Source organism: Micrococcaceae bacterium Sec5.7 (assembly GCA_039636785.1).
Lineage (GTDB): Bacteria > Actinomycetota > Actinomycetes > Actinomycetales > Micrococcaceae > Arthrobacter.
Genome location: CP144169.1, coordinates 3,552,890 through 3,575,735 on the forward strand (window position 1 = coordinate 3,552,890; position 22,846 = coordinate 3,575,735).

General features: G+C 63.6%; 22 protein-coding genes. 5 read left to right on the forward strand and 17 right to left on the reverse strand.

What is annotated here, in order from left to right:
• The first annotated feature begins 100 nt into the window (after window positions 1–100).
• Window positions 101–625, forward strand: coding sequence for a hypothetical protein (locus V3C33_17010; GenBank protein ID XAS67129.1), 525 nt, complete (start codon window positions 101–103; stop codon window positions 623–625).
• A 45-nt stretch (window positions 626–670) separates the two neighbouring features.
• Here the strand turns inward: V3C33_17010 and V3C33_17015 are convergent, their stop codons facing one another.
• From V3C33_17015 to V3C33_17045, 7 genes are all read right to left on the reverse strand, one after another.
• Window positions 671–1,453 (reverse strand): hypothetical protein, encoded by a 783-nt coding sequence (locus V3C33_17015; protein ID XAS67130.1) that lies wholly within the window; start codon window positions 1,451–1,453, stop codon window positions 671–673.
• On the reverse strand, window positions 1,446–2,009 hold the full coding sequence (locus V3C33_17020; GenBank protein XAS67131.1) for a sigma-70 family RNA polymerase sigma factor: 564 nt from the start codon (window positions 2,007–2,009) through the stop codon (window positions 1,446–1,448). Before V3C33_17020 ends, V3C33_17015 begins: the two co-directional genes overlap by 8 nt.
• A 132-nt stretch (window positions 2,010–2,141) precedes the next feature.
• Entirely contained in the window at window positions 2,142–2,801 is a 660-nt protein-coding gene (locus V3C33_17025) for a protein tyrosine phosphatase (GenBank protein ID XAS67132.1), read from the reverse strand.
• A gap of 292 nt (window positions 2,802–3,093) precedes the next feature.
• Complete coding sequence (locus V3C33_17030; protein ID XAS67133.1) at window positions 3,094–4,068, reverse strand: ATP-binding cassette domain-containing protein; 975 nt, start codon at window positions 4,066–4,068, stop codon at window positions 3,094–3,096.
• Window position 4,069: 1 nt separating this feature from the next.
• A complete protein-coding gene (locus tag V3C33_17035; GenBank protein ID XAS67134.1) occupies window positions 4,070–4,903 on the reverse strand; it encodes an ABC-2 family transporter protein in 834 nt (277 codons plus the stop codon).
• Between the two features lie 4 nt (window positions 4,904–4,907).
• On the reverse strand, window positions 4,908–5,129 hold the full coding sequence (locus V3C33_17040) for a hypothetical protein (protein ID XAS67135.1): 222 nt from the start codon (window positions 5,127–5,129) through the stop codon (window positions 4,908–4,910).
• 278 nt (window positions 5,130–5,407) lie between these two features.
• Window positions 5,408–6,271: a hypothetical protein gene (locus V3C33_17045; protein XAS67136.1), complete on the reverse strand. Its 864-nt coding sequence runs from the start codon at window positions 6,269–6,271 to the stop codon at window positions 5,408–5,410.
• 178 nt (window positions 6,272–6,449) lie between these two features.
• Between V3C33_17045 and V3C33_17050 the strand changes: the two genes are divergently transcribed.
• The gene (locus V3C33_17050) at window positions 6,450–9,905 is read left to right on the forward strand and encodes a DEAD/DEAH box helicase (GenBank protein XAS67137.1); all 3,456 of its coding nucleotides are present in this window, start codon (window positions 6,450–6,452) and stop codon (window positions 9,903–9,905) included.
• A gap of 210 nt (window positions 9,906–10,115) precedes the next feature.
• Here V3C33_17050 and V3C33_17055 read toward each other — a convergent pair whose 3' ends face one another.
• Window positions 10,116–10,292, reverse strand: coding sequence for a CsbD family protein (locus V3C33_17055; protein ID XAS67138.1), 177 nt, complete (start codon window positions 10,290–10,292; stop codon window positions 10,116–10,118).
• A 240-nt stretch (window positions 10,293–10,532) separates the two neighbouring features.
• Window positions 10,533–10,745 carry a hypothetical protein gene (locus tag V3C33_17060; protein XAS67139.1) on the reverse strand — a complete coding sequence of 71 codons (213 nt, stop codon included), beginning with the start codon at window positions 10,743–10,745 and terminating at the stop codon, window positions 10,533–10,535.
• 158 nt (window positions 10,746–10,903) lie between these two features.
• Here V3C33_17060 and V3C33_17065 point away from each other — a divergent pair, with 158 nt between their 5' ends.
• A complete protein-coding gene (locus V3C33_17065; GenBank protein XAS67140.1) occupies window positions 10,904–12,058 on the forward strand; it encodes a glutamate--cysteine ligase in 1,155 nt (384 codons plus the stop codon).
• Window positions 12,059–12,182: 124 nt separating this feature from the next.
• Here V3C33_17065 and V3C33_17070 read toward each other — a convergent pair whose 3' ends face one another.
• The 8 genes from V3C33_17070 to V3C33_17105 all read right to left on the reverse strand — a co-directional run bounded on the left by V3C33_17070 (window position 12,183) and on the right by V3C33_17105 (window position 20,232).
• The gene (locus tag V3C33_17070; GenBank protein XAS67141.1) at window positions 12,183–12,539 is read right to left on the reverse strand and encodes a hypothetical protein; all 357 of its coding nucleotides are present in this window, start codon (window positions 12,537–12,539) and stop codon (window positions 12,183–12,185) included.
• A 65-nt stretch (window positions 12,540–12,604) separates the two neighbouring features.
• Entirely contained in the window at window positions 12,605–13,027 is a 423-nt protein-coding gene (locus V3C33_17075) for a helix-turn-helix transcriptional regulator (protein XAS67142.1), read from the reverse strand.
• A gap of 15 nt (window positions 13,028–13,042) precedes the next feature.
• Window positions 13,043–14,020: a DnaJ C-terminal domain-containing protein gene (locus V3C33_17080; GenBank protein ID XAS67143.1), complete on the reverse strand. Its 978-nt coding sequence runs from the start codon at window positions 14,018–14,020 to the stop codon at window positions 13,043–13,045.
• Between the two features lie 94 nt (window positions 14,021–14,114).
• Complete coding sequence (locus V3C33_17085; protein ID XAS67144.1) at window positions 14,115–14,804, reverse strand: nucleotide exchange factor GrpE; 690 nt, start codon at window positions 14,802–14,804, stop codon at window positions 14,115–14,117.
• Window positions 14,805–14,806: 2 nt separating this feature from the next.
• Window positions 14,807–16,690 (reverse strand): molecular chaperone DnaK, encoded by a 1,884-nt coding sequence (gene dnaK / locus V3C33_17090; GenBank protein XAS67145.1) that lies wholly within the window; start codon window positions 16,688–16,690, stop codon window positions 14,807–14,809.
• Window positions 16,691–17,125: 435 nt separating this feature from the next.
• Window positions 17,126–17,428, reverse strand: coding sequence for a hypothetical protein (locus V3C33_17095; protein XAS67146.1), 303 nt, complete (start codon window positions 17,426–17,428; stop codon window positions 17,126–17,128).
• A gap of 835 nt (window positions 17,429–18,263) precedes the next feature.
• Window positions 18,264–19,583, reverse strand: a complete 1,320-nt coding sequence (locus V3C33_17100; GenBank protein XAS67147.1) for a ParM/StbA family protein — start codon at window positions 19,581–19,583, stop codon at window positions 18,264–18,266.
• An 82-nt stretch (window positions 19,584–19,665) separates the two neighbouring features.
• Window positions 19,666–20,232, reverse strand: a complete 567-nt coding sequence (locus tag V3C33_17105) for a hypothetical protein (protein XAS67148.1) — start codon at window positions 20,230–20,232, stop codon at window positions 19,666–19,668.
• A 231-nt stretch (window positions 20,233–20,463) separates the two neighbouring features.
• Here V3C33_17105 and V3C33_17110 point away from each other — a divergent pair, with 231 nt between their 5' ends.
• Window positions 20,464–20,766 carry a hypothetical protein gene (locus tag V3C33_17110; protein ID XAS67149.1) on the forward strand — a complete coding sequence of 101 codons (303 nt, stop codon included), beginning with the start codon at window positions 20,464–20,466 and terminating at the stop codon, window positions 20,764–20,766.
• Window positions 20,767–21,075: 309 nt separating this feature from the next.
• Window positions 21,076–22,446, forward strand: a complete 1,371-nt coding sequence (locus V3C33_17115) for an IS30 family transposase (GenBank protein ID XAS67150.1) — start codon at window positions 21,076–21,078, stop codon at window positions 22,444–22,446.
• The last annotated feature ends 400 nt before the right edge of the window (window positions 22,447–22,846 follow it).

Consider the following 22,846-nt stretch of genomic DNA (forward strand, 5'->3'; position numbering starts at 1 on the left):
AGCATTGCTTCACGCCGCCTTGAACCATTCTTCACCTTCGCGCGTCTTACGGGGTAGCGTCCGGTCCTCCAATCGCCGGGCACAAGCCAAGGAGCAATACATGAAAAAGCAACTAGGCATTGGTTTTACCGTTCTGGCTCTCGCAGCCGCCCTGACAGGTTGTGGCGGTGGTGCGGGCACAACACCCACAAGCGCACCGGCCGGCACTGCGTCTGCCAGCGAACCCGCCCCCTCCGAAAGCGCGTCAGCCACGGCGACCACCAGTGAGTCGGCCACCGCTGATCTTAAAACCGCAACGTCCAGCGCCGGCAAGATTGTGGTGGACGGCAAAGGCATGAGCGTCTACCACTTCACCAAGGATGTAAAGGACTCCGGCAAGAGCAACTGTTCCGGTGATTGCCTGGTCGTGTGGCCTCCGGTTTTCACCACCAATGACACCCCTGTTGTCGACGGCGTCACCGGGACTGTCGGAACCATCACCACGGCCGATGGCAAGAAGCAGGTAACCGTCAACGGTATGCCCGTCTACTACTTCCACAAGGACAAAGCCGAGGGCGATATCAATGGCCAGGGCGTCAAAGACGTCTGGTATCTGGTCAGCCCGGCTGGCGAGATGATCAAGTAGGCACCGGCTGGTTACCAGGCCGGGGCAGTCACTAGGGGGCAGTCACTAGGGAACGGGATGCGGCAGCTGGACCGGAGGTTCGGTCACAGTCGGGTCCGGGACAGGTAATACCTGGACCGGGCCCGTGCCGGTGGGCAGATCCAGGTCCGGCGCCATGGGCTGACCCGTTCCCGGGACGCCGGCGCCAGCCTGGCCTGGCAGGGGAGTCCACGGAACGCGCACAACACGTGAGACTTCCGGAGCAGGCCTTTTCGACGCTTCTCCCCCACCCGGCGGCGTGCTTGTCGCTTTCGCCGGTCCGGGTGCGGGGCTGGGCGCCGCAGGGGCGGGAGTGGCTGAGCCACCGGCTGATCCGGTGGTCACTGGCTCCGGGGACGACGGCGCCGGCCTGTCAGCGGGATTGGCCCCCGGCCCGGAAATGAAAGCAGAAACAAAAGAGGTAATTGCCTGATTCACGTGGCCAACCGAGTCACGGACGCCTTGATCGGACGCTGCAGCAGCGGCACCTCCAGCAGCCAGGGACACAGCCACGGAGAAGGTAGTAAGAGCCAGCCGGCGTTTGACGCGTCGTCGGGCAGCGAGCTCGTCGGTGATGCTGTCGACCCTCGGGCCGGCGGCTTCCGGGCTGGAGGCTTCCGGGCTGGAGTCCGCTGCCGAAACGGCAGGAACCATGAGTGCTTCAACTTGGGCAGACGCCCGCGGCCGCTCGTCCGCGAGCATTCGCAGCTCCATCAGGCTGGAACGGAGCCCGGCGTCGTCGCCAAGTCCGGACTCAGCCAGCAGCTGGTCGATGCCCCCGTAATTTCGGGATGCTGATGTGTCACTCATGATGTGCCTTGTTTCTTCCTAGCGTCTGGTCCCGGAGATTGCACAGTGCCCGGCGCTGCAGCTGCTTCACTGCGCCCGGGGTTTTGCCCATGATGCCGGCAACCTGTTCGATCGACAGGTCCGCGACAACGCGCAATGCCAGGACTTCCCGGTGGTCTTCGCTGAGACCCTGCAGCAGAGCCGAAGCGCCGCCGCTGTCTATCTGGCCCAATGCCTGGTCCTCTGCCGAAGCCGTGCTTCGGCTATCTGCCAAGGCGTCATAGGGGCTGAAGGCCGGGGCGCGATCCCGGCGTCGGTAGTGATCCACCAGGCGGGCATGCGCGATCGAAAAAACCAATGATTTGGCACCCTGAAGGCCCCCGCTGAGATCTCCGATTTTTGGAAAGAAGGCGAGGAATACGTCCTGCGTGACAGCCTCTGGATCATCTACGCCGCGCGCCCGCAGGTATCCCAGGACGGCACCGGACAATTTGCGGTAGACAGCACCGAACAGCACGGCCGGATCAGTCCCGTCCGTGTCTATTTCGATGTCTTCTTCAGCCAAAGTGTCAAGCACTCGCGGCTCCTCCATCCGGGGCAGCGGATTCACGCATCCCGGTCTCCGGCGCGGCCTCAGCCATCGCCTGTTGGACTGCGGGACTCCGGGCCATTAAGGCTAAGGAATCCCGCAGTCCACCCTAGCTGGTGGCTACGGACGTCCGGCAACCGACGGAACGTCAACCGCGTCGGTGGGCACCTGGGACGGCAGCGTGGGCGTGGCGGGGACGGCCGGTACTGCCGGGACAGCCGGTACGGCGGCCTGGTTGGGCAGCTCCGGAACTGACGGAACAGCAGGCACGGCAGGAACGTGAGTCTTCACCGTTGCGGAACCTGAGGCAGCGCCGTCGGCCTTGGTACCTGCGGACTGGCCCTTGGCGGAAACTTTTGCGCAGTAGCCTTCGATGTTGGCTTTGCCGTCTGCAGCGATCACGAGCGAAGCGAAGCCGTTGGAGTGCGCGTTCAGGCCACCGTTGGCGAAAGCGGTGCACAGGCCAATGGCTGCAGCGCCGGCTGCGTCGGCGCCGACTGCCGTTCCAGAAGCGGTCCCGGCTTTGACGCCGGCTTCCGTACCTGACTCCGAAACACTTGCGGTGCCGTCCGCAGACGCAGCTGCTGACGTCGCGGCGGTGGCGGAAACTCCGCCGATGTGCGGCGCCGGGGCGCCAAGAAGCTCATGGGCGCTCTGCTGGACGTCGGAAGGAAGGGCGCCGGCAACTGCGGCTGCGCCGGTGCCACCTACAGCCAACGTGCCGGCGGCCAGAACTCCGGCGGCAACTTTACTGGTGGCGAAAACGGTGAACAAGGACATATGACCCTCCAAAAACTTAGCGAACAATTCAGCATCGGATCGCTTGGAACCGATCTGTAGGAGTGTGGACGCGGTCCACACTCCCTATACATCGCCCCGGTGGGCACAAAAGTTACGGTCGGCTGAAAAATACTTTCTGTGGCCGTCGCTGAGTCCCGATACTCCGGATCGACGCACCTGCCGAAGGCCGCGAAGGTCCGGGCCGGCGAAATCGCCGGAAACGTGCGAGTTCGCCGCAAATTTCCAGCGATCTCGCACGTTTCCGGCGATCCCGGCGCAAGGCCGCTGGACGTTAGCGGCCCGAGGTGTAGAGCTGCCGCACCAGGTGTTCGATGTCCGGCCCGTGAAGCGACAGATCCGCCACCTCCGCGGTGGTGGAGATGGCCGCCAGCAGGGCCGCGGCGGACAGCTGCCGGGGGTCGAACGAGATACTGTGCCTGATCCCCTGTGCTTCCACGCCTTCGTGCACGGCGCCCGCCGGCAGCGGCAACGCCTCGGCCGAGTACACGGGGGTGGCGAGGTCCACCACCATGGTGCGTCCGGCTTCCGCCACCTCAGCGAGTCCGGACAGCTGCCCGTCAAAGGCGATGGCGCCGTCGTCGACTACTAAAACGCGCTGGCACAGCCGCTGGACATCGCTCATGTCGTGCGTGGTGAGCAGGAGCGTGGTGCCGTTTTCGCGGCGTTCGAAGTCCAGGAAGCGGCGCAGGTTTTCCTTGCTGATCATGTCCAGACCGATAGTGGGCTCATCCAGGATCACCAGTTCGGGCCGGTGCAGCAGCGCGGCCGCCACCTCACCGCGCATGCGCTGGCCGAGAGAAAGCTGCCGGACGGGAGTGGAGAGGAAAGCACCCAGCTGCATCTGCCCGGCCAGTTCCTCGAGCCGGGGCCGCCACCGGGACTCCGGCTGGCGGTGCATGGCGCCCAGGATCGGGTACGAATCCTGCAGCGGCAGGTCCCACCAGAGCTGCGAGCGCTGCCCGAAAACGACGCCGATCTTCCGTGCCAGCGCCTGCCGCTGCGGCACCGGCAGCAACCCGCAGACAGTGACCCGGCCGGAGCTGGGCACCAGGATTCGGGTGAGCATCTTGATGGTGGTGGACTTGCCGGCGCCGTTGGCACCGATGTAGCCCACGGCCTCGCCCTGCTCAACGGTGAAGCTCACTTCGCGCACCGCCTGGACCGTCTTTTTGCGCCGCCGGAACCTCCCCGCGGATTCGAACACCGTGAACTCCCGGCTCAGGCCCTCTACTTCGATGATCGTCATGTCAGCCTCCCGCTCCGGTGTACTTTTTGATGGCTGCCCGCCACAGCAGCAGCATGATTCCCCAGAGCACGACGGCGGCAGGGAGTCCCAGCCAGCCGGTCCAGCTGGGTATTCCGGCCGGGCCGTCGAGCCCCAGAATCACGAGGCTCGGTGCGTACGCCACCAGGGTGGCGGGGACCACGAAGGTGAAGGAAACCTGCATGGGGAGGAACAGGGCGGCGCCCGGCATGGACGCCACATAACGGCCGCCGTATGTGAAAGCGTTGCCAAACTGCTTGCCGTCCAACATCCAGAACTGCGCGGCCCCGGCGCCCAGGAACGGGGCACAGAAAATTGCGGCTCCGGCGATCGGCGTGATGATGAACAGCGCCACCTTGGCCGGGTCCCACTGGATGTCCGTGATGACCAGCGCGGCCGCGAGGGCAACGAGGGCGAACATCAGCCTGCCCACGCGTCTGAGCTGGAAGTCGGAGGTCATCAGCTGCAGCAACACCGGAAGCGGCCGGACCAGGAGCACTTCAAGCTTTCCTGTGCGGATGGTCTCGCTCATGGAGTCCGTCTCCCCCATCAGCAGGTCCCCGATGGAGAAGGCAAGGGAGGCGAAGGCGAACACCAGCAGGGCCTGGGCGAAGGTCATCCCACCGAACGTGGGGATGTTGTGGACGATGGCATAGAGCTCCACGAATTCAGTGGTACCCAGGAGGATCTGGCCCGCTACAGCTGCCAGGAAGCTGCCGCGGTAGGCAATCTGTGAACGGAGCCGCGCACTGACCAGGAGGCGGAGGAGCCTCGCATTGGTAACCGGGGCGTCGTCGAGGGCGGCGTTTTGCAGCATTTTGTCAGCCACCCTGCACCACCAGCTTCCGCGAGCCGATCCGCACCATGAGCTGCGTGATCACCAGCAGCACCACAAGACAGAGCAGCTGGACACCCACCAGCGCAAGGGACTCCGCGCCGTCGGTCCTTCCCGCGAGGATGTCCACCGGAGTCTGAAGCATCGAGGGAAACGGGGTGGCGCGGGCGAAGTCCAGCAGCCACTGCGGGAACCAGGTCACCGGCACCAGGAAAGGCGGCCCGTCCCAGATCCTGTGCCCAGTAGGAGCCCGTCAGATTGACGGAACGGGAAAGGTCGACGGCGATGTCCCCGCTCTTGACCCGGTTCGCCAGTTCGCCAGCTCCCAATACGCACGCACTGGTCGAGTCTAACCGGCGGCCGCCGTCGAGATCGTGGGTGCGGCTAGGAAGCGGCGCAGAACTCCATCAGTTAGCGGGGCTACGGGCCAACACGGACCCGGAACCGGCCTATCTGATGGAGTTCTGCGCGCCAATCAGGTGCGGGTCAGGCGTCAACCAGTTCGTCGTCGGCTTCCTCGAACTCCACGGCGGCCACGATTTCCTTGGTCTCCGGGTTGATCATGAAGGCTTCGTCCTCGTCTTCAACCATGATGAAGTCGCCGTGGTCCGTGGTGAAGTGCCAGGCCAGGATGGTTTCGCCGTTGTGCTCGTAATTGGGATCGCCCATGGTGATCTTCTCCAGCGCGTAACCGGCAACATCGCACAGTTCGCGGATGATGACCTCGAACTCCGGAGCACTCTCCAGCGCTTCTTCATCGGCCTCGGCCTGGCGCTCTTCCAGGTTGGGGATATGCGCCACACGTTCGGCGATGTGCGCGTCCAGCTCCTCCTCGTTCAGTGTCAGGAGGCCTTCCTGGCTGCGGAGCCAGGCCGCATTGAGGGCAATGATGTCCTCGGTTTCGAGCAGCGACTCAAATTCGCCGTCGAGCTCTTCAAGCGCCTGCACACCTTCCGGGCTTTCCTCTTCCTCGTCCAGATCGCCGTCAAGGTAGATCTCGGCGTCGCCCTCAGACAGTGAGTCGAACGCTGAGGCCGTGCGGTTGAAAAGCTCCAGGTGGGCGGTGGCGCCCATGCCTTCGAGTCCCTCGCGGATGTAGGTATCCAGGTCCTCGCGGTCCGGTGCCGTGAAGACGTACTGGGCAAAGCCGCCGCCCACGGACTGCGCAAGGTAGAAGTCGACGTAGTAGCTGCGCAGGGCATTCGGCGCGATTTCCTCGGAGGAGAGCAGCACCTGGTACATGGCGTTCACCACGTTCACGTTCGCATCAACAACTTCCTCGTTGCCCGCTTCAATGCTTTCGGTGGTCAGAACTGTTGGGTACCCGGGGGTGGGCTGGTTCGTAGTCATGGGAAATCCTCACTGCTGCAAGCTGGTGGTACTCAGGACCCTTTCAACGTACGCGGGGGCGGCCGCCTGGCGGCTGAGGCGGAAGTGAACGTCAGGCGAAGTTTCAGTGCCCCTTCCGGCTGACTAAGATGGATCAGATAACCTGCAGATTTTTGACCTGCTGAAAGTAGCGCGCACCATGCCATCCCAACCGGACGAGAGTGCGGCACTGGCAATACAGACCCCCGCGATCAACGACCGCTCCCTCGCGGCCGGACTGGCGTATGCCATGGGGAGCCGGGTCTCGGGGATGTCCTTCGACTCCGCCACCGGCCTGATGCTCGGCAAAGTCCGCGGCGGCGCGGAGGTGCCGTATTCGACCACGGCCAAGCTGGTCCGCAAGGCGGGCGGCTGGAGCTGCACCGTGGGGGTATGCAGTTGCCCAGTCCGCAAGGACTGCAAGCATGTGGCCGCGCTGCTGTTCGCCGCCGAGGACAACCCCGCCATCCGCGTCCAGCTCCTCACACCCGCCGAAGTCTCGCGGCTGTCCCGCCAGCCGGCCGGCCCGGAACTAGCCGACTGGGAGCAGGCGCTGAGCCCGCTGATTTCACGGCCGGGCATCACGCAGTCCACCAACGGCATCCCGCTGGCCCTGCAGTTCGAGGTTGAAGAGCCCGCCCCGCACTTCTCCTACACAGGCCGCCGGGATCCGCTCCGCAGCGTGCGCCAGCTCAAGGCCCGGCCCGTAATCATGGGCGCCAAGGGTAAGTGGATCCGCGGCGACGTCTCCTGGAACACCCTGAGCTACCTGAATTTCCGGCGCGAATGCAACGAGGCCCATGTGGAGTGGATGCAGTCGTTCCTCGCCGCGCACACTGTGGCCACCAACCGGCTGCACAGCTCGTCAGCGCTGTGGCTCGGCCTGAACACTTTCGCCGGAAAGAACATGTGGAGCCTGCTGCTCGAAGCCGGGAAGATCGGCGTTGCACTGGTGCACAGCCGCGGGCAGGAGCCGGTCCGGCTCGCGGAGTCTCCCGCCGCCGTCGGGCTTAATCTGAGCCGTTTAGGCGCCGCTGTTGAAGCGGCAGGCATCCCTGAAGAGAAGAACGCGCCCGACGGCGGCGGGCTGGAGCTTGCGCCCACCATCACCGTTGAGGGGGTGGTGGTTGATCCGGCGACCGTGGGGACGATCGGCCGGCCGGCGCACGGCATTTTCCTGACATCCGGAGGGAACGCGCTTCCCGGCGTGGCCGCGGACAACGTCATCACGCTGGCGCCGTTGGAGAGCGGGCTCAGCGAGGAGCTGCTGACGTTTGTGACGGCCGGCAGCACCCTGCACATCCCGGCGCGCGACGAAAGCCGTTTCCTCACCGGTTTCTACCCCAGGCTCAAGCAGGCCGCACGGGTCACTGCGTCCGATGAATCCGTGGAACTGCCCACGCTGGCCGTGCCCACGCTCTCGCTCCTGGCCAACTACGGCGAGGACCACCGCGTCCGGTTGCACTGGGAATGGCACTACAGGTCCGGGAATCTGGTCACGGCGCAGCCGCTGTGGCGGCACCCGGGCGACCACGGCTACCGCGACGATCCCGCCGAAGCCCGGATTCTCGAGGGACTCGGCCAGCCCTGGGACGTGGTGGCCGCGCTGGGCGAATCAGCCTCCGGTGGCTGGGGCACTCCGCGGCTCGCTGCGTCCGCCGAACTGAGCGGCCTGGACACGCTGGCTTTCACCGAAGAAGTCCTTCCGCAGCTCCGGGATACGCCTGACGTTGTGGTGGACACCTCCGGGGACATTGCCGATTACAGGGAGGCGTCCGAGGCTCCGGTGGTGGCCATCTCCACGAAGGCCACGGACAGCCGCGACTGGTTCGATCTGGGCATTGTGATCACGCTCGAGGGCCAGCCTGTCTCCTTCGCCGCACTGTTTTCCGCGCTGGCTGCCGGACAGACCCGGATGCTCCTGCCCAGCGGCGCCTACTTCTCCCTGGACCTGCCCGAGCTGCACCAGCTCCGCGCCCTGATCGACGAAGCGCGCTCTCTCCAGGACAACAAGGACGCTCCCCTGCAGATCAGCCGCTTCCAGGCAGGTCTCTGGGATGAGCTGGCCCAGCTGGGGATTGTGGACGAGCAGGCTGCAGCCTGGCGTGAGGCTGTGGGCGGCCTGCTCGAGGGCGGCGTGAATGGTCTCGCGCTGCCGGCCTCGCTGAACGCCGAGCTGCGCCCGTACCAGCTGGAAGGCTTCAACTGGCTGAGCTTCCTCTACCGGCACGGGCTGGGCGGGGTGCTGGCCGACGACATGGGCCTCGGCAAAACCGTGCAGGCACTCGCGCTGATGTGTGCGGCGAAAGAGCATGCGGCCGATGCGCCGGGTGGTGCAGCGTCCGGGACGCCCAGCAGTGGAACGTCCGACGGCGCCGCTCCCTTTTTGGTGGTGGCGCCCACCAGTGTTGTGGGCAACTGGGAAGCCGAGACGCACCGCTTCGCTCCCGGGCTGACGGTCCGGACCGTCGGCGAGACATTCGCCAAGAACGGCGCGGACCCGGTGGAGGCCATGGCCGGGGCGGACATCGTGATCACGTCCTACGCGCTGTTCCGGATCGACTACGACGCCTATGCTTCGCGGACCTGGTCCGGCCTGGTGCTGGATGAGGCGCAGTTCGTGAAGAACCACCAGTCCAAGGCGTACCAGTGTGCCCGGAAGCTGCCGGCCGGGTTCAAACTGGCCATCACCGGCACCCCGCTGGAGAACAACCTGATGGAGTTCTGGGCGCTTACCTCGATCGTGGCACCGGGGCTCTTTGCCAGCCCCAAGCGGTTCGCCGAGTATTACCAGAAGCCGGTGGAAAAGAACGGTGACAAGGGGCAGCTGGCCAAGCTCCGCCGTCGGGTCCGTCCGCTGATGATGCGCCGCACGAAGGACCAGGTCATGGACGATCTGCCGCCCAAGCAGGAGCAGATCCTGGAGGTGGTGCTGAATCCGCGGCACCAGAAGGTCTACCAGACGCACCTGCAACGCGAACGCCAGAAGATCCTGGGCCTGATCGACGACGCCAACAAGAACCGCTTCACCATTTTCCAGTCGCTGACCCTGCTGCGCCAGCTCAGCCTGGACGCCTCACTGGTGGATCCTTCGCTGTCCGGCGTGCGGTCCAGCAAGCTCGATGTGCTGTTCGAGCAACTGGAGGATCTGGTGGCGGAAGGCCACCGCGCGCTAATTTTCAGCCAGTTCACCGGCTTCCTGGGCAAGGTCCGCGAGCGGCTCGTCGAGGAGAAGATCGAGTTCTGCTACCTCGACGGCAGCACCCGGAACCGCACCGATGTGGTGAACGAGTTCAAAAACGGTTCGGCGCCCGTGTTCCTCATCAGCCTCAAGGCCGGCGGTTTTGGCCTGAACCTGACCGAGGCGGACTATGTTTTCCTGCTGGATCCGTGGTGGAACCCGGCATCTGAAGCGCAGGCGGTGGACCGGACCCACCGGATCGGCCAGGCCAGGAACGTGATGGTCTACCGGCTGGTCGCCAAGGACACCATCGAGGAAAAGGTCATGGCGCTCAAGGCCAGGAAGTCGCAGTTGTTCGCGGATGTAATGGAAGGCGACGCACTCTCCGGCGGCTCCATCACGGCGGAGGACCTGGCCGGGCTGTTCAACGACTGACGGTCCCCTGGAATTCGCCAGGGACGCTGTATCCGCACTCGAACCCGACGTTGACGCGGAGGACGAAGGAATCAGGGCCACCGCCATGTAGCCACAACGTCGTACTCAGATCCAGCGGCCTGACGGTCATCCGCCGGGCCCCTGCTCGCCCCACGAAAGCCTGGGCGGAGTTCCGGTCCGGACCGGAACTCCGCCTTCTGGCTGTATGGATCAGTGTTTCTTGAAGGCGTCTTTGACTTTTTCGCCGGCCTGCTTCAGATCGGCTTTCACCTGGTGGCCTTTGCCCTCGGCCTTCAGCCGGTCGTTGCCGGTGGCATCGCCGGTCGCTTCTTTTCCCTTGCCGTGGAGTTTCTCCGCAGCGTTGTGGATCTTGTCACCCAATCCCATGGTGGTCCTCCTTATTTGGCCGCCCCGTCGACGTGAATACCGCGGAGGCCGACAGTTAATTGTAGGTACAGAGCCGTCAGAAAAGACAGAATTGGCCCCATCCCCCTTTGAAGAGCTGGTGTCCGGAGACGCCGCTGTCTCGCCGGCAGCGATGGGTTACGCCGTATTTCGCCACATGCGGGTTGCTGAGGGCCCCCAAGGCGAGGTGAAGACCCGTCACCGGCGTCGGGTTGCAGGGTGCTAGGCGATCAATGTATGCAGATTGACCCCGAAGAGGGCCACGAGCGGCCAGAGCACAATCGCCGCCAGGCCTTCCAGAATGTTGCCGGGAACGTTCCATGCCACGAGGTAGCCGTGGGTACCGGCGACCACTACCCCGATGACCAGATACACGACCCCGATCAGACTTATTCCGCGCCTGCCCATTTTGCGCCTGCCAATTCCGCGTATCATCGCTGTTCTCCCGTTGTGGGGTGGAAATTCAATCATAGTAGCGCCGGGGGCATTCGGGGAGGCCTGGGCTCCTTCCGGTCTATTGTTCTGAGAACCAGTAGGAGTGCGGTGAACCCGATTTTCGGACAAAACGGGTGCCGCTGGCCCACAATGGCGGTATGCGTACATTCGGGGTCGAGGAAGAGCTGCTGATCGTGGATCCTGCCAGCGGCCGACCGCTGGCCCTGGCCGGACGCTTACTGGCCATCAGCAGCTCCCCGGGCAGCACCTCATCCGCTGACGGCGGGCCCGTACTGACGGCCGAATTCAAACAGGAGCAGATCGAGGTCCAGACCAGCCCCTGTTCAAGCCTCGATGGCCTGTTGGAGGAAATCCGCCGCGGACGCGCCGCGGCGGACGCTGCCGCGCGGGCTGTGGGGGCCAGGGTCGCTGCCCTGGCCACGTCCCCTGTACCCTCCTCCACGCACACCACACGCGATCGCCGCTATGCGGCCATGATGGAGCGGTTCGGCCTCACGGCGAGGGAACAGTTCACGTGCGGGTTCCACGTGCACGTCTCCATCGGTTCGGATGAGGAAGGCGTGGCGGTCCTGGACCGGATCCGTACCTGGCTGCCGGTGCTGGCGGCCCTGAGCGCGAATTCACCGTTCTGGAACGGCGCCGACACCGGGTATGCCAGCTACCGCACACAGGCCTGGAGCCGATGGCCAACGGCCGGGCCGGCCGAGATCCTCGGCTCGGCCGCCGGGTACCGCTCCCTCATCGCGGGGCATATCGCATCGGGTGTTCTCCTGGACGAAGGGATGATCTACTTTGATGCCCGCCTGTCCCGGGAACACCCCACCTTGGAGGTACGTGTCGCCGATGTCTGCCTGGAAGCCGACGACGCCGCTTTCATCGCGGGGCTGGTCCGTGCACTCGTGGAGACGGCCGCAAAGGAATGGCGGCAGGGCGTCCCGCCCCACCCGGTCCCGTCCGCCCTGCTTCGGCTGGCGGTCTGGCGGGCCAGCCGGTCTGGCATCAACGGTGATCTCCTTCACCCGGAGGACAACCGGCCGCAACCGGCGTCGCACATCATCGGGGCACTGGTCAGCCATGTCCAGGCCGCACTGGCCGCCTCCGGGGATCTCGGCTGTGTGCAATCAGGGCTGGCTGCCATGATGCAGCGGGGAACCGGGGAACGCCGGCAACGCGCCACCCTCGCACGCACAGGAAAGCTGTCCGCCGTCGTTGCCGACGCCATCCATCTCAGCCACCGCCCACGGCCTCTCAGCGGGGATCTCGCCGGTGCCGGGACCTTCAGGCTGGATTGAGGGTGCCAGGGCGCTTACAAATCTGACAGGCGAGTCCGGACGTCGGCCGTTGCCGACGCCGCCGGGCCGGCGGTGACCGGTTTGGCCGTTGCCGACGCCGCCGGAGGCCGGTTTGGCCGGAGGCTTAGTTCTTCGTGTACCTCAAGGGCGTGAAATCCCCGGCCAGATCAGAAGCCAGCGTGAGCATCCAGCGCTCCCTGTCTTCTTCATGGCTGATCACGGTGGATGGGCCAGCGTCACTGGCCGCATCAATGGCCAGCAACAACGCGTCCTGCATCTGCCCTGCGTGGTCAAGCCTTTCGGCCTTCGTCCCCACGCGGTCGCTGTTGTCGATAAGGGTAAAAGCCTTATCTCCAGCAACAACTTTCACCGAATATCCCGTCTCCTCGTGGACGGATCCACGAGACGAAGAACTAATTTCAGTGACCTTGTCGGCCCGAATCAGACTCCGGTTGGCCGTGCGAATCCAAACGTCACGCATTGAAACTCCTTGGTCTCGATTTACGCAAGCGGTGCCGCCCCCAATGGACACGGTAACCTGCGAGACTACTCGCTGCCGCGCGGCCGCCACACAACCACAGCCTGGGACCGGGCGCGTGGCCGCTGGCCGCGGGCCAGGCTGACCACATCACCGGCGGTACCGGCGGCAAAGATCCGCGAATCCAGCGGAGTACGACGGCGGCCCAGCTCTTCCGTCAGTTCCGTCACCTTGCGCTGGAGTGCCGAGACCTGGTTTTCGAGTTCGAGGATCCGCTTGATGCCCTCCAGCGAAACTCCTTCGTGGGACAGCCGCTGGACCTCGCGGAGCATGTTGACGTCCCGCTGCGAGTAACGGCGGGACTTGCCCGGAGCCCGGCTCGGCGAAACAATGCCCAGCCGGTCATACTGCCGTAGCGTCTGCGGGTGCATGTCCGCCAGCTCCGCCGCCACGGAGATCACGAAGATCGGCTGGTCAAAGTTGATGTCCATGGCTGGCTACATTCCCTAAAGCCTGGCTTTGGCTGCCAGGTCTTCGCGCAGGTCCGCACCGGCGGTGGCAGCAGCGAAGGCTTTGACTGCTTCCTCTGCTTCCTTGCTCAGCTTCTGCGGAACGGCGACGTCGATTGTCACCAGCAGATCGCCGGTGACCTTTGCCGTTTTCACACCGTGGCCCTTGACCCGGAGCGTGCGCCCCGTGGGTGTGCCGGCAGGAACACGGACCTTGACCTTTTCCCCGTCGATGGTCGGTACTTCAATATCAGCGCCCAAAGCAGCCTCCGGGAAGGAGACCGGCACGTGGATGCGGAGGTTGTCGCCGTCGCGGGTGTAAAAATCGTGGGGCTTCACCGTGACGGCAACCATCAGATCACCGTTACCGGCTGAACTGGGCTGGCCCTTGCCCCGGACGCGGACCTTCTGGCCGTCCTTGATGCCGGCCGGAACGCGGACGTCGATGACCTCGCCGCTCGGCTCCCGCAGCCCGATTGTGGTGCCACGGATGGACCCGGCAAACGAGATGCTGGTGGTCGCCGTACGGTCCGCACCCTTTTGGGGTGCGCGCTGGAAGCCAGGTTGGCCGCCGAAACCTCCACCGCCGAAGAGATCTGCGAACTCAGGCGGGAGTCCGCCGGACGTGCTGTAACCGCCGGGACGGCGGCCGGCACCGGCACCGTTGAACAGCCCGCCGAACATATCCTCGAAGCCTCCGTTGCCTGCTCCGCCGGCACCGCCGGGAGCAAAGCGTGCACTGCCCATGGCACGGATCGCGTCATACTGCTGGCGGTCCTCTGGGTCGGAGAGCACCGAGTAGGCCTCCGAAACATCCTTGAACTGCTTCTCCGCAGCCACATCACCGGAGTTGGTATCCGGGTGGTACTTGCGCGCCAGCTTCCGGTAGGCCTTCTTGATGTCGGCGTCGGAAGCGTCCTTGGCGATGCCAAGGATCGCGTAAAAGTCCTTGTCCACCCAGTCCTGGCTAGCCAATGGCGTTTCCTTTCAAATCTGTGTGCCGAGGTGACAGTTCGCGCCGATGTTCTCTCAAATCATGGGCGCGAACTGTCATCTCGATGGGGTAATGCTAGGCCGGAACGGCCACAATCACCTGCGCCGCGCGGAGTACCCGCTCGCCCGACTTGTAGCCGGAGCGGAGCACCTGGCTGACTGTATCAACCTCAATGTCCTCGCCGGGCTGCTGGATGAGGGCCTCGTGGATGGTGGGATCGAACTCCACTCCGGTCTCATCAATACGGACCAGGCCGTACGTCTTCAGCGCGTTTTCCAGCTTGGCGGCGATCGCGGCGAACGGGCCGTCCGCGAGGTCACCATGCTGGCGGGCAGCGTCCACGTCATCCAGTACCGGGAGCAGGGAATTCAGGACGCCGATGACGGCCATCTCCCCTGCGACGGCACGGTCCCGCTCAACGCGCTTGCGGTAATTGACGTATTCGGCCTGCAGGCGCAGGAGATCGTTCTTGAGCTCGGCTGCTTCCGCAACACCGGCGCCCTGCGCCACCGATTCCTCGGCCGGCACCTCCACCCCGTTGAGGATTTCCTCAGCCTGGGCAAGGGCATCGCCATCGAGGTCGGCAGGCTCGGCAGCTGGAGTCTCGGCCACCGGCTCCCGGTGCGGGTGGCGGGCCTCACCGGTCTCCGGGTCAACCTTGCGGTTGTCCCGGATGACCGGCTTCTGAGGCTCGTTGCCCTGATCGCCCTGGTCCCGCTGATTCGATGAAGAGTCGTGCTCTTCCTCGTTACCGTGATGCGGCATGGCTACTTCTTCTCGTCGGCAGTGTCTTCGTCGATGATCTCGGCGTCGACGATGTCCTCGTCTCCGGCCTTACCATCGGTCGAAGCACCAGCAGCGCCCTCGGCGCCGGCAGCACCGGTGGCGCCGTCCGGCGAACCGGCCTGCGCGTAGATGGCCTCGCCGAGCTTGGACTGGGAAGCCTGCAGCTTCTCGAACGCGGCCTTCACGGCGGCGTCGTCGGTGCCTTCGAGCGCCTTCTTAAGGGCGTCGACGTCGGCCTTGACCTCGGTCTTGACCTCCTCAGGCAGCTTGTCGTCGTTTTCGGCGATCAGCTTGTCCACCGAGTAGGCGAGCTGCTCGGCAGTGTTGCGGGTGTCGGTGGCCTCGCGGCGCGCCTTGTCTTCTGTGGCGTGCTCCTCGGCTTCGCGGACCATGCGGTCGATGTCTTCCTTGGAGAGGGCCGTGCCGCCTGTGATGGTCATGGACTGTTCCTTGCCGGTGCCCTTGTCCTTCGCGGAGACGTGCACGATGCCGTTGGCGTCGAGGTCGAAGGTAACCTCAACCTGCGGGACGCCGCGCGGAGCCGGGGCGATGCCGGTCAGTTCGAACGTGCCCAGCGGCTTGTTGTCGCGGGTGAATTCACGCTCGCCCTGGAAGACCTGGATGGCCACGGACGGCTGGTTGTCATCGGCCGTGGTGAAGGTCTCCGAACGCTTGGTGGGGATGGCCGTGTTGCGCTCGATCAGGTGCGTCATGACACCGCCCTTGGTTTCGATGCCCAGGGACAGCGGGGTGACGTCGATCAGCAGAACGTCCTTGCGCTCGCCCTTCAGCACGCCGGCCTGGAGAGCCGCACCAACGGCCACAACCTCATCCGGGTTGACGCCCTTGTTGGGCTCCTTGCCGCCGGCGAGTTCCTTGACCAGATCGTAGACGGCCGGCATGCGGGTGGAACCGCCAACCAGCACAATGTGGTCGATGTCGGAGAGCTTGATGCCCGCTTCCTGGATGACATCGTGGAACGGCTTCTTGGTGCGCTCCAGCAGGTCCTTGGTGAGCTCCTGGAACTTGGCGCGGGTCAGCTGCTCGTCCAGGTGGACCGGGCCGTCGGGGGTGACGGACAGGTACTGGAGGGAGACGTTGGTGCTGGTGGAGGAAGAGAGTTCCTTTTTGGCCTGCTCCGACGCTTCGCGCAGACGCTGCAGGGCGATCTTGTCCTTGGAAAGGTCGATGCCCTTGACCTTGAGCTGGTTCAGCAGGAAGTCAACAACGCGCTGGTCCCAGTCGTCGCCGCCGAGGCGGTTGTCGCCTGCGGTGGAGCGGACCTGGATGGTGGAGAAGTTGTCTTCGTCCTTGCCAACTTCGAGCAGGGAGACGTCGAAGGTTCCGCCGCCGAGGTCGAAGACAAGGATAAGTTCGTCTTCCTTGCCCTTGTCCAGGCCGTAGGCCAGTGCAGCCGCGGTGGGCTCGTTGACGATGCGGAGGACGTTGAGGCCCGCGATTTCACCGGCCTCCTTGGTGGCCTGGCGCTCGGCGTCGTTGAAGTATGCCGGAACAGTGACCACAGCGTCGGTGACCTTTTCGCCGAGGTAGCTCTCGGCGTCGTTCTTCAGTTTCATGAGGATACGCGCGGAGATTTCCTGCGGCGTGTACTTCTTGTCGTCGATCGCGACGTCCCAGTCGGTGCCCATGTGGCGCTTGACGGAGGCGATGGTGCGGTCAATGTTGTTGACGGCCTGGCGCTTGGCGATCTCGCCGACCAGGACTTCGCCGGACTTGGAGAACGCAACGACCGACGGCGTGGTGCGGCCACCCTCGGCGTTGGCAATGACGGTGGGCTCGCCGCCTTCGAGAACGGAGACGACGGAGTTGGTTGTTCCGAGGTCAATACCTACTGCACGTGACATGTGTTGCGTCCTTCTTTCCTTGGAAGCTTGCTGGCGCCCGGTGATCGAGCTTGTCGAGATCAAGAGCTATCGCCCATTGATTGAGCGATCTGCACTCAACTTTACTCAGACCGGAAACAAAGTCAATCCAAAGCTGAGTGAGGTACGCTCAACTTTGGATTCTCGTGCTGGCTGACCAGGCCGGGCCGCCGCAAATTCCGCTAATTTCCGGGGGTTTTGGATACGCACGACGACGGCGCCAGCGCGGTTTCGCTCTGCGTGAACTAACCTCCGGGCTGCTTTTTTCGCGGGTGCGCGTCACGGGCGCAGATTTTTGGCGCACTCCAATCAGGCCAGCCCGGAATTCCACAGGCAGGAGCCCCGGGCTCCCATAAACCCGCCGGACGTGGCAGCAGAAAGCACCCCACCATGGCTCGGGCCCTTCCCCGGCAAGGATTAGGGGTTGTTGCCCTCGGAGTCATGATCCTTACCGGCCGCATCCGCTGTTCCGGCCTTGCCATAATCACCCTCGGGGTCATCGCCTTCCTCGGCGTCGGCGGGCTCCTCGCCTACCGTTCCGGCCGTGCCATAATCACCCTCGGGGTAATCGCCTTCCTCGGCGTCGGCGAGCTCCTCACCCACCACGCCGGCATTGCCGTAATCGCCTTCTACGTACTGGCCGCTGTCATCGTCGGCAACCGGCCTCCCGGTGCTGTTGTGGCGCTCTTCTGTTGCTTCAGACTCGCTGTTTTCCGTCATCGCTTGATCACTCCTTGGAGGACTGGGACGCCCGGCCGGACGCAGTGGCAGTCTACCGAGACGAGGGCGGGGGCAACAGGGGCCGGGGCCGGTTCCGTCAGTTCTTGACGACCTCCAGTTCGGAGGGCGACCTCGACGTCGGCGGCTTCCTCGAGCCCGCGGTTAGCAAGGAACAACGCGATGCCGCCCGATTTTTCATTCTGGTGAGACGCGTTTTCGAGACAAGGGTATGCCCCGTTCAGCGCCAGGATCCCGGGAACTCGTGACCAGCATCCCGGGATTCAGCACTGCCGTCGCCGAGGTCTTCAGCGCCGAAGCCGGGGCCGGCATGACCGTCTTCCCCAGCGCCGCGCATCTGGCGTCCTGGGCCGGGACATCCCGGGAGCCAACGAGTCCGCCGACCGGGTCAAGTCCACCAAGACCCGACCGGGCAACCGCTACCTCAAGCGAGTCCTGGGCCTCGGGCCCTCTCGGCGGCCAGGTCCAACGGCACCCTCTTCTCAGCGAAATACCGGCGCCTCGCATCCCTGCCCGGGCCCGTCAGGGCGCTTCGCGTCCAACACACCACGCCCCTGGCAATCTGGTACATCCTTACCACCGGCGAGGTCCACCGCGACCCCGGCCCGGACTACTCCACCCAGCGACGGCCAGCCCAAGTAGTCCGCCGAGCCGCAGATCCAATCTCTCGGATTCAACGTGACCATCGAGCCAGCTACCTGAGCCCACAAAACGGGATCAACACCTGCGTCCGCATGCACCTCACCATTTCCGTAAGAAATCCAAGGAATACACACCACTTGATCAACGGTTCTTACCAGTCCCTGCCCACCGTTACCTACACAGCAGCCTCGACGAGCTTCTTCTCGCTTGAACGAGTGCTGCGCTTACCATTGGCAGCCGGTGCGGCGCCGGCTCGTTGTTCCACGGACTCGGCGGCAATGTAGAGACCCTCACGGTTCAGGTTTCGCGAGTAGGAGGAATCCAGGTACAGAGTCGGGAACGAGTCCACCGAGTTCATCTCGGTGGCCTTGGCCAGAAGTGCCGGATACAAATGTGCCTTCACCGGACCTGCCCCGCCGCCGAAGACATACGCGACCTCTGTGGTCGCACCAACGACGGCCAGAACGCGGCCGAACCGCTCGGCAACTTCCTTGGCAAAGAACCGCATCTCTTCATCGACGAACTGAGCGATCTTGTCGTAGAAGTTACGCTTCAACGGCGACGCTCCGGCCTGCAAGTACTCGGCCAACTGCTTGCGGGAAGTGAAGCCAGGCGAGAAGCCCTGGTCCTCCATCGCCTTCAGCGCATCATTAAGAACCGAACCGTAACCTCGGTTGTGCGTGGTCGAGGCGTCGGCGTTGAACTCTCCGGCGGTGAACACAGGAAAATTTACTGTCCCTTCACCGACATCAATGCCGACAGTGTGCTCGGCTGCAAGCACGTCACCAGATGTGATGCCCACTAGTGACAGGCCCCTGCGGCGGACATCGGCGAGCATAGCGTCCATCAACGGCTCACCCTTGGCAGTGATCGCATACTGAGCCGACGCACCCTCGGGGATCACCTGTACATCCACGAATTCAAGCTTCACGGTGACCGGGGTCTCGAAGTTATGCACGGTAACCGTATGCGTGCCGCTCATGAACTCGGCTGCGTAGCTAGTGCGGTGTGAGAGGTACTCGTTGATCGGCAGCGCAAGTGCTACCCGAGCCTCCACAATTAAGGTTTCGATAGCCGGCGGCAATCCACCGTGCTGACGCACGTAGTCACGCAGGGCCTTGGCGGCGAAAGCACCCATGACCAGAACCTTGCTCAGCTCCTGCTGGGCCTTGCTGCGACGGCCGACCACGTCGAATTCATCAAAGGCACCTTGGGCGCTCAGGGCACGCAGGCCGAAGAGCCTGCGGTGATGATTGCTTACCAAAGGGGAGACGAAGCTGACGTCCAGCTCGTTATAGAAGTTGCCTTCCATCTTCGCTGGGGCTTCATCGTCGGGGGTCGGCAGAGCGTTCGGGCGCGTGATCGTTGACACGCCGCTTGGTAGGTCGATCTCGTCGACGTTGGTGGTACTTGATGCACCGGCGCCGCGGATGAGGCCTTTGACGTAGCCGTTGCCAACGTCGATGCCACCGGTGAGATTGATCGAAATGGTCATGAATGTGATCCCTTCGTGGAAAGTGTTTGGTGTGGTTACTGAGTTGCCATACAAGAGAAAGTGCTGGGAGTTGTTACGGGAGTCAGCGCAGCATCGAGAAAATGTCGTTGACTTCAACCTGTCCGACAGAAGGCTGCTCTGGTTCAGGAGTGGTCGAGGAGGAAGTGTAGATGTCGTCCTGTTTTGGTGCAGACTTCTGAACCAGTGTCGGGGCTTCCAGGGCGATGCCCAGGATCTCGGGTTCGGTGTTTGTCTCCTGGCTGAGATCCAGATCCGCGGACGCAGCAGGTGTCGCCACCTGCTCCACCAACGCAGCCGGAGCCCCAGCCGTTTCTGCATTCCGCTCTGTCTCTGTTGATTCATCTTCGGGACCAACAGGACGCCCGCGCGTGGGAAGCTGAGCAACTGGTCGGTTAATGACATCGACGTAGCCAAGGCGCTCGATGCTCTCACGGATCAGCATCCGAATAGACAGTGATGGGTTGTCCTGCAAATTCATCCACACCAACACGGCCTCATCGGCTGCGGGGACGCTCACGCGGAAACGGTGCGGCTGCGGTTTCACAGTTGTTACAGCAGAAGTTTTTGCCGTTTTCACAGCAGCGGCCTTCGCCTTTGGTGCTGCCACCTTGCTCTGAAGATTGGTCATGGACCCCTCCCCCTCTCTTTCTCTGATTAACAAAAGTTCATGATGAGACTCAGACAAAACCCCTCGCTCGCGTAGCTCTCAACCCACATATCCGGTCAGTTCTGGTCAGGAACAACCCAACCTTAGCCCGCAATTTGTGGAGCAATTTACCGCCATTACAACTAATCCTTGTGCCTCGGCGCAGCGGTGTCTTTTTTGTTGGTATCTGCCCGTAGAACTAATGTTGTCCACATGAGTGCAGAACGAAAAGCCAGCCGCCACGCCCAAGAATTTCGTTGGCACCAGATTAACCTCCAGTTACCGGAGACCGAAGCCGCTCTTCGTGACCTCAGGACCCTCAGCCAGGCGGTTGACCAGCTCCTCATCGAAGCTGTCATTCGAGCCCACGACGAAGGAATGAGCTCGGCAAGCCTTGCTGAGGCGCTCGGATTCACCAAACAGGTCGCGGCGGAGCGACCCTCCCCTGAAATCCTGAACCCTTCAGTAGCACGACCTTCTGGTCGCCGTGGCATTCATTTTGAGCCAATGGCCTAATTGAGACATAGGCCCCACCCGGGTCATGAACTGCTCCCCGAAAGTTGGACTGAGAAATCCGTTCTGACTTACGGAGAGCAGTTTTACGTTGAAGGGCTGTTCGTTATCCGATGAGCAACGCGAGGCCGCGGTAGCGTTGTTCGAGACCGGTTGGGCCGCTAACAGCGCCCGGACTACTGCAGCGGTAGTTTTTGCTGAGCCGGCCTATGCGCCCATCGGCCTGGCCGAAAAAGGTCGTTTTTGCATGTCCGTATGGGGCACGCGGGATTCTGTTGATCGAAGCAACACCTTCTTTCAAGATGGTTCGACATGTATCTCAGTTCCTCGTCAGCAGCAGGCATCCGGTTTCTTGCCTCGGTAAAGCACGGGCATGGTCTCAAACCGTCCGCCCGCCAAGCTGGCATCGATAAAGAGGTCGGCTACCGCTGGCTACGCGAGGAATACTTGCAACTGCGTCGCGACGGCAAATCTCGTGCCGAGACGACAGCGGAGCTTGGGTTCACCACGTCCCGGCTCGTGGCGTGGGAAGCGGACGTCGGCCAGGTCAAAGACCGCCATCATCTTCGAGTTAACGTCGACGAGGAGGCCAGCTTTTGGGCGGCGTTTGATCGCGGGAACAGCACTGGGGAGGCAGCTAAGACTGCGGGAGTGAGCCGTTCGACCGCGTATCGGTGGATGCACAATCGCTTCGACCAGCTGCGTCAGTCCAAGGTGACCGTTAGGCGGTGCCAGGGCCAATTGCGCCTGACGGATCGCCTCAGCCTGAACTTCGAACGCGAACGGCTATCGCGATTATCGAAAGAGCAGAATGCGGCGACGGCGGCGCAGCATGCCGCAGTTCGCTCCTCCAGCGATTATGCAGACCAGATGCTCGGTGCGGTGCTCTCTGAGGCGCAGCAACACCGCGCTGCACGGGCCGAAAAGTATTGGCAGCTGATGCGCGACGGGGTGAGCAACGCAGAAGCATGCAGACTTCTCGGCATGCACAGAAGAACGGGAACGCAGCTGCGTCGAGCCAGCAACTTCCAGATCCCACCCATCGGAGTTCCGTCCCTGACCGCGGGCCGCTACCTGGATGCGCGGGAGCGGCTGCGGATCGCGGACCTGCTGCGGCTGGGGCACTCGATGCGGCGCATCGCGATCGAGCTGGGCCGTCACGCTTCCACGATCAAACGGGAACTGGACCGCCATCGGGACGCTCAGGGCCTCTACCTGCCCCGCACGGCCGATCACGACGCCCGGCCGCAACGGGCCCGACCGAAAGTGCATAAGCTCGTTGCCAACGCCCGGCTGCGCACCCTCGTGCAACGTAAACTCAACCGTTTCTGGTCGCCGGACGAAATCTGCGGGTGGATGAAGAAGACATACCCCGACGATCACGCGATGCGGTTATGCCCGGAAACGATCTACCGGGCATTGCTGCTGCGTGAGGGCCACGGCCTGCACCGGCGGTATGCCACGAAGCTGCGCACCGGTCGGCGGATCCGCAAGACCCGCTGGCGCACCCGCATCGGGCAGGGATCACGGATCCGCAATATGACCATGATCGACCAACGGCCTGCCGAGGTTGAAACCCGCCTGGAGGCCGGCCATTGGGAAGGGGACTTAGTGCGCCACGAGGCGCTGTTTGACCGAGCGGGGGTGGAAGACCTTCGCCGTTGTGCTGTCGCAGCAGCATGATGAAGCTGGGGGCAGCCTGACCTGGGGAAACACCGGGAAGGGTGGAGAGCAGCCCCGACAACGCCGGGACGGGCCAGCACTACCGGATGGTCCGGGTCCGGCAAGCAAGGCGGGAAGGTGTACGCGAGGAACCAGTGCTAAAAGCCTCTCAAGTCTCCCGCCGGCTCAAATTCGGTGGATATGGGCTGGCCTGCGGTGCGCACCACCTCCTCATTACGGGGTGGGAACTTGAATGTCGGTTAAGGTCGTTGGCATTCGAGGCCACGGTGAAGGCCTGCGGCGTAGCCGTGGCGATATCGCAGGGGCATAGCTGGGCGCCTAACTTGCCGATCGGTTAACAGTGAACGTGGGAACCATCGTGTGTCTCCCGGGCTTGCTACCCCATCCAGGGGTGCGGGTT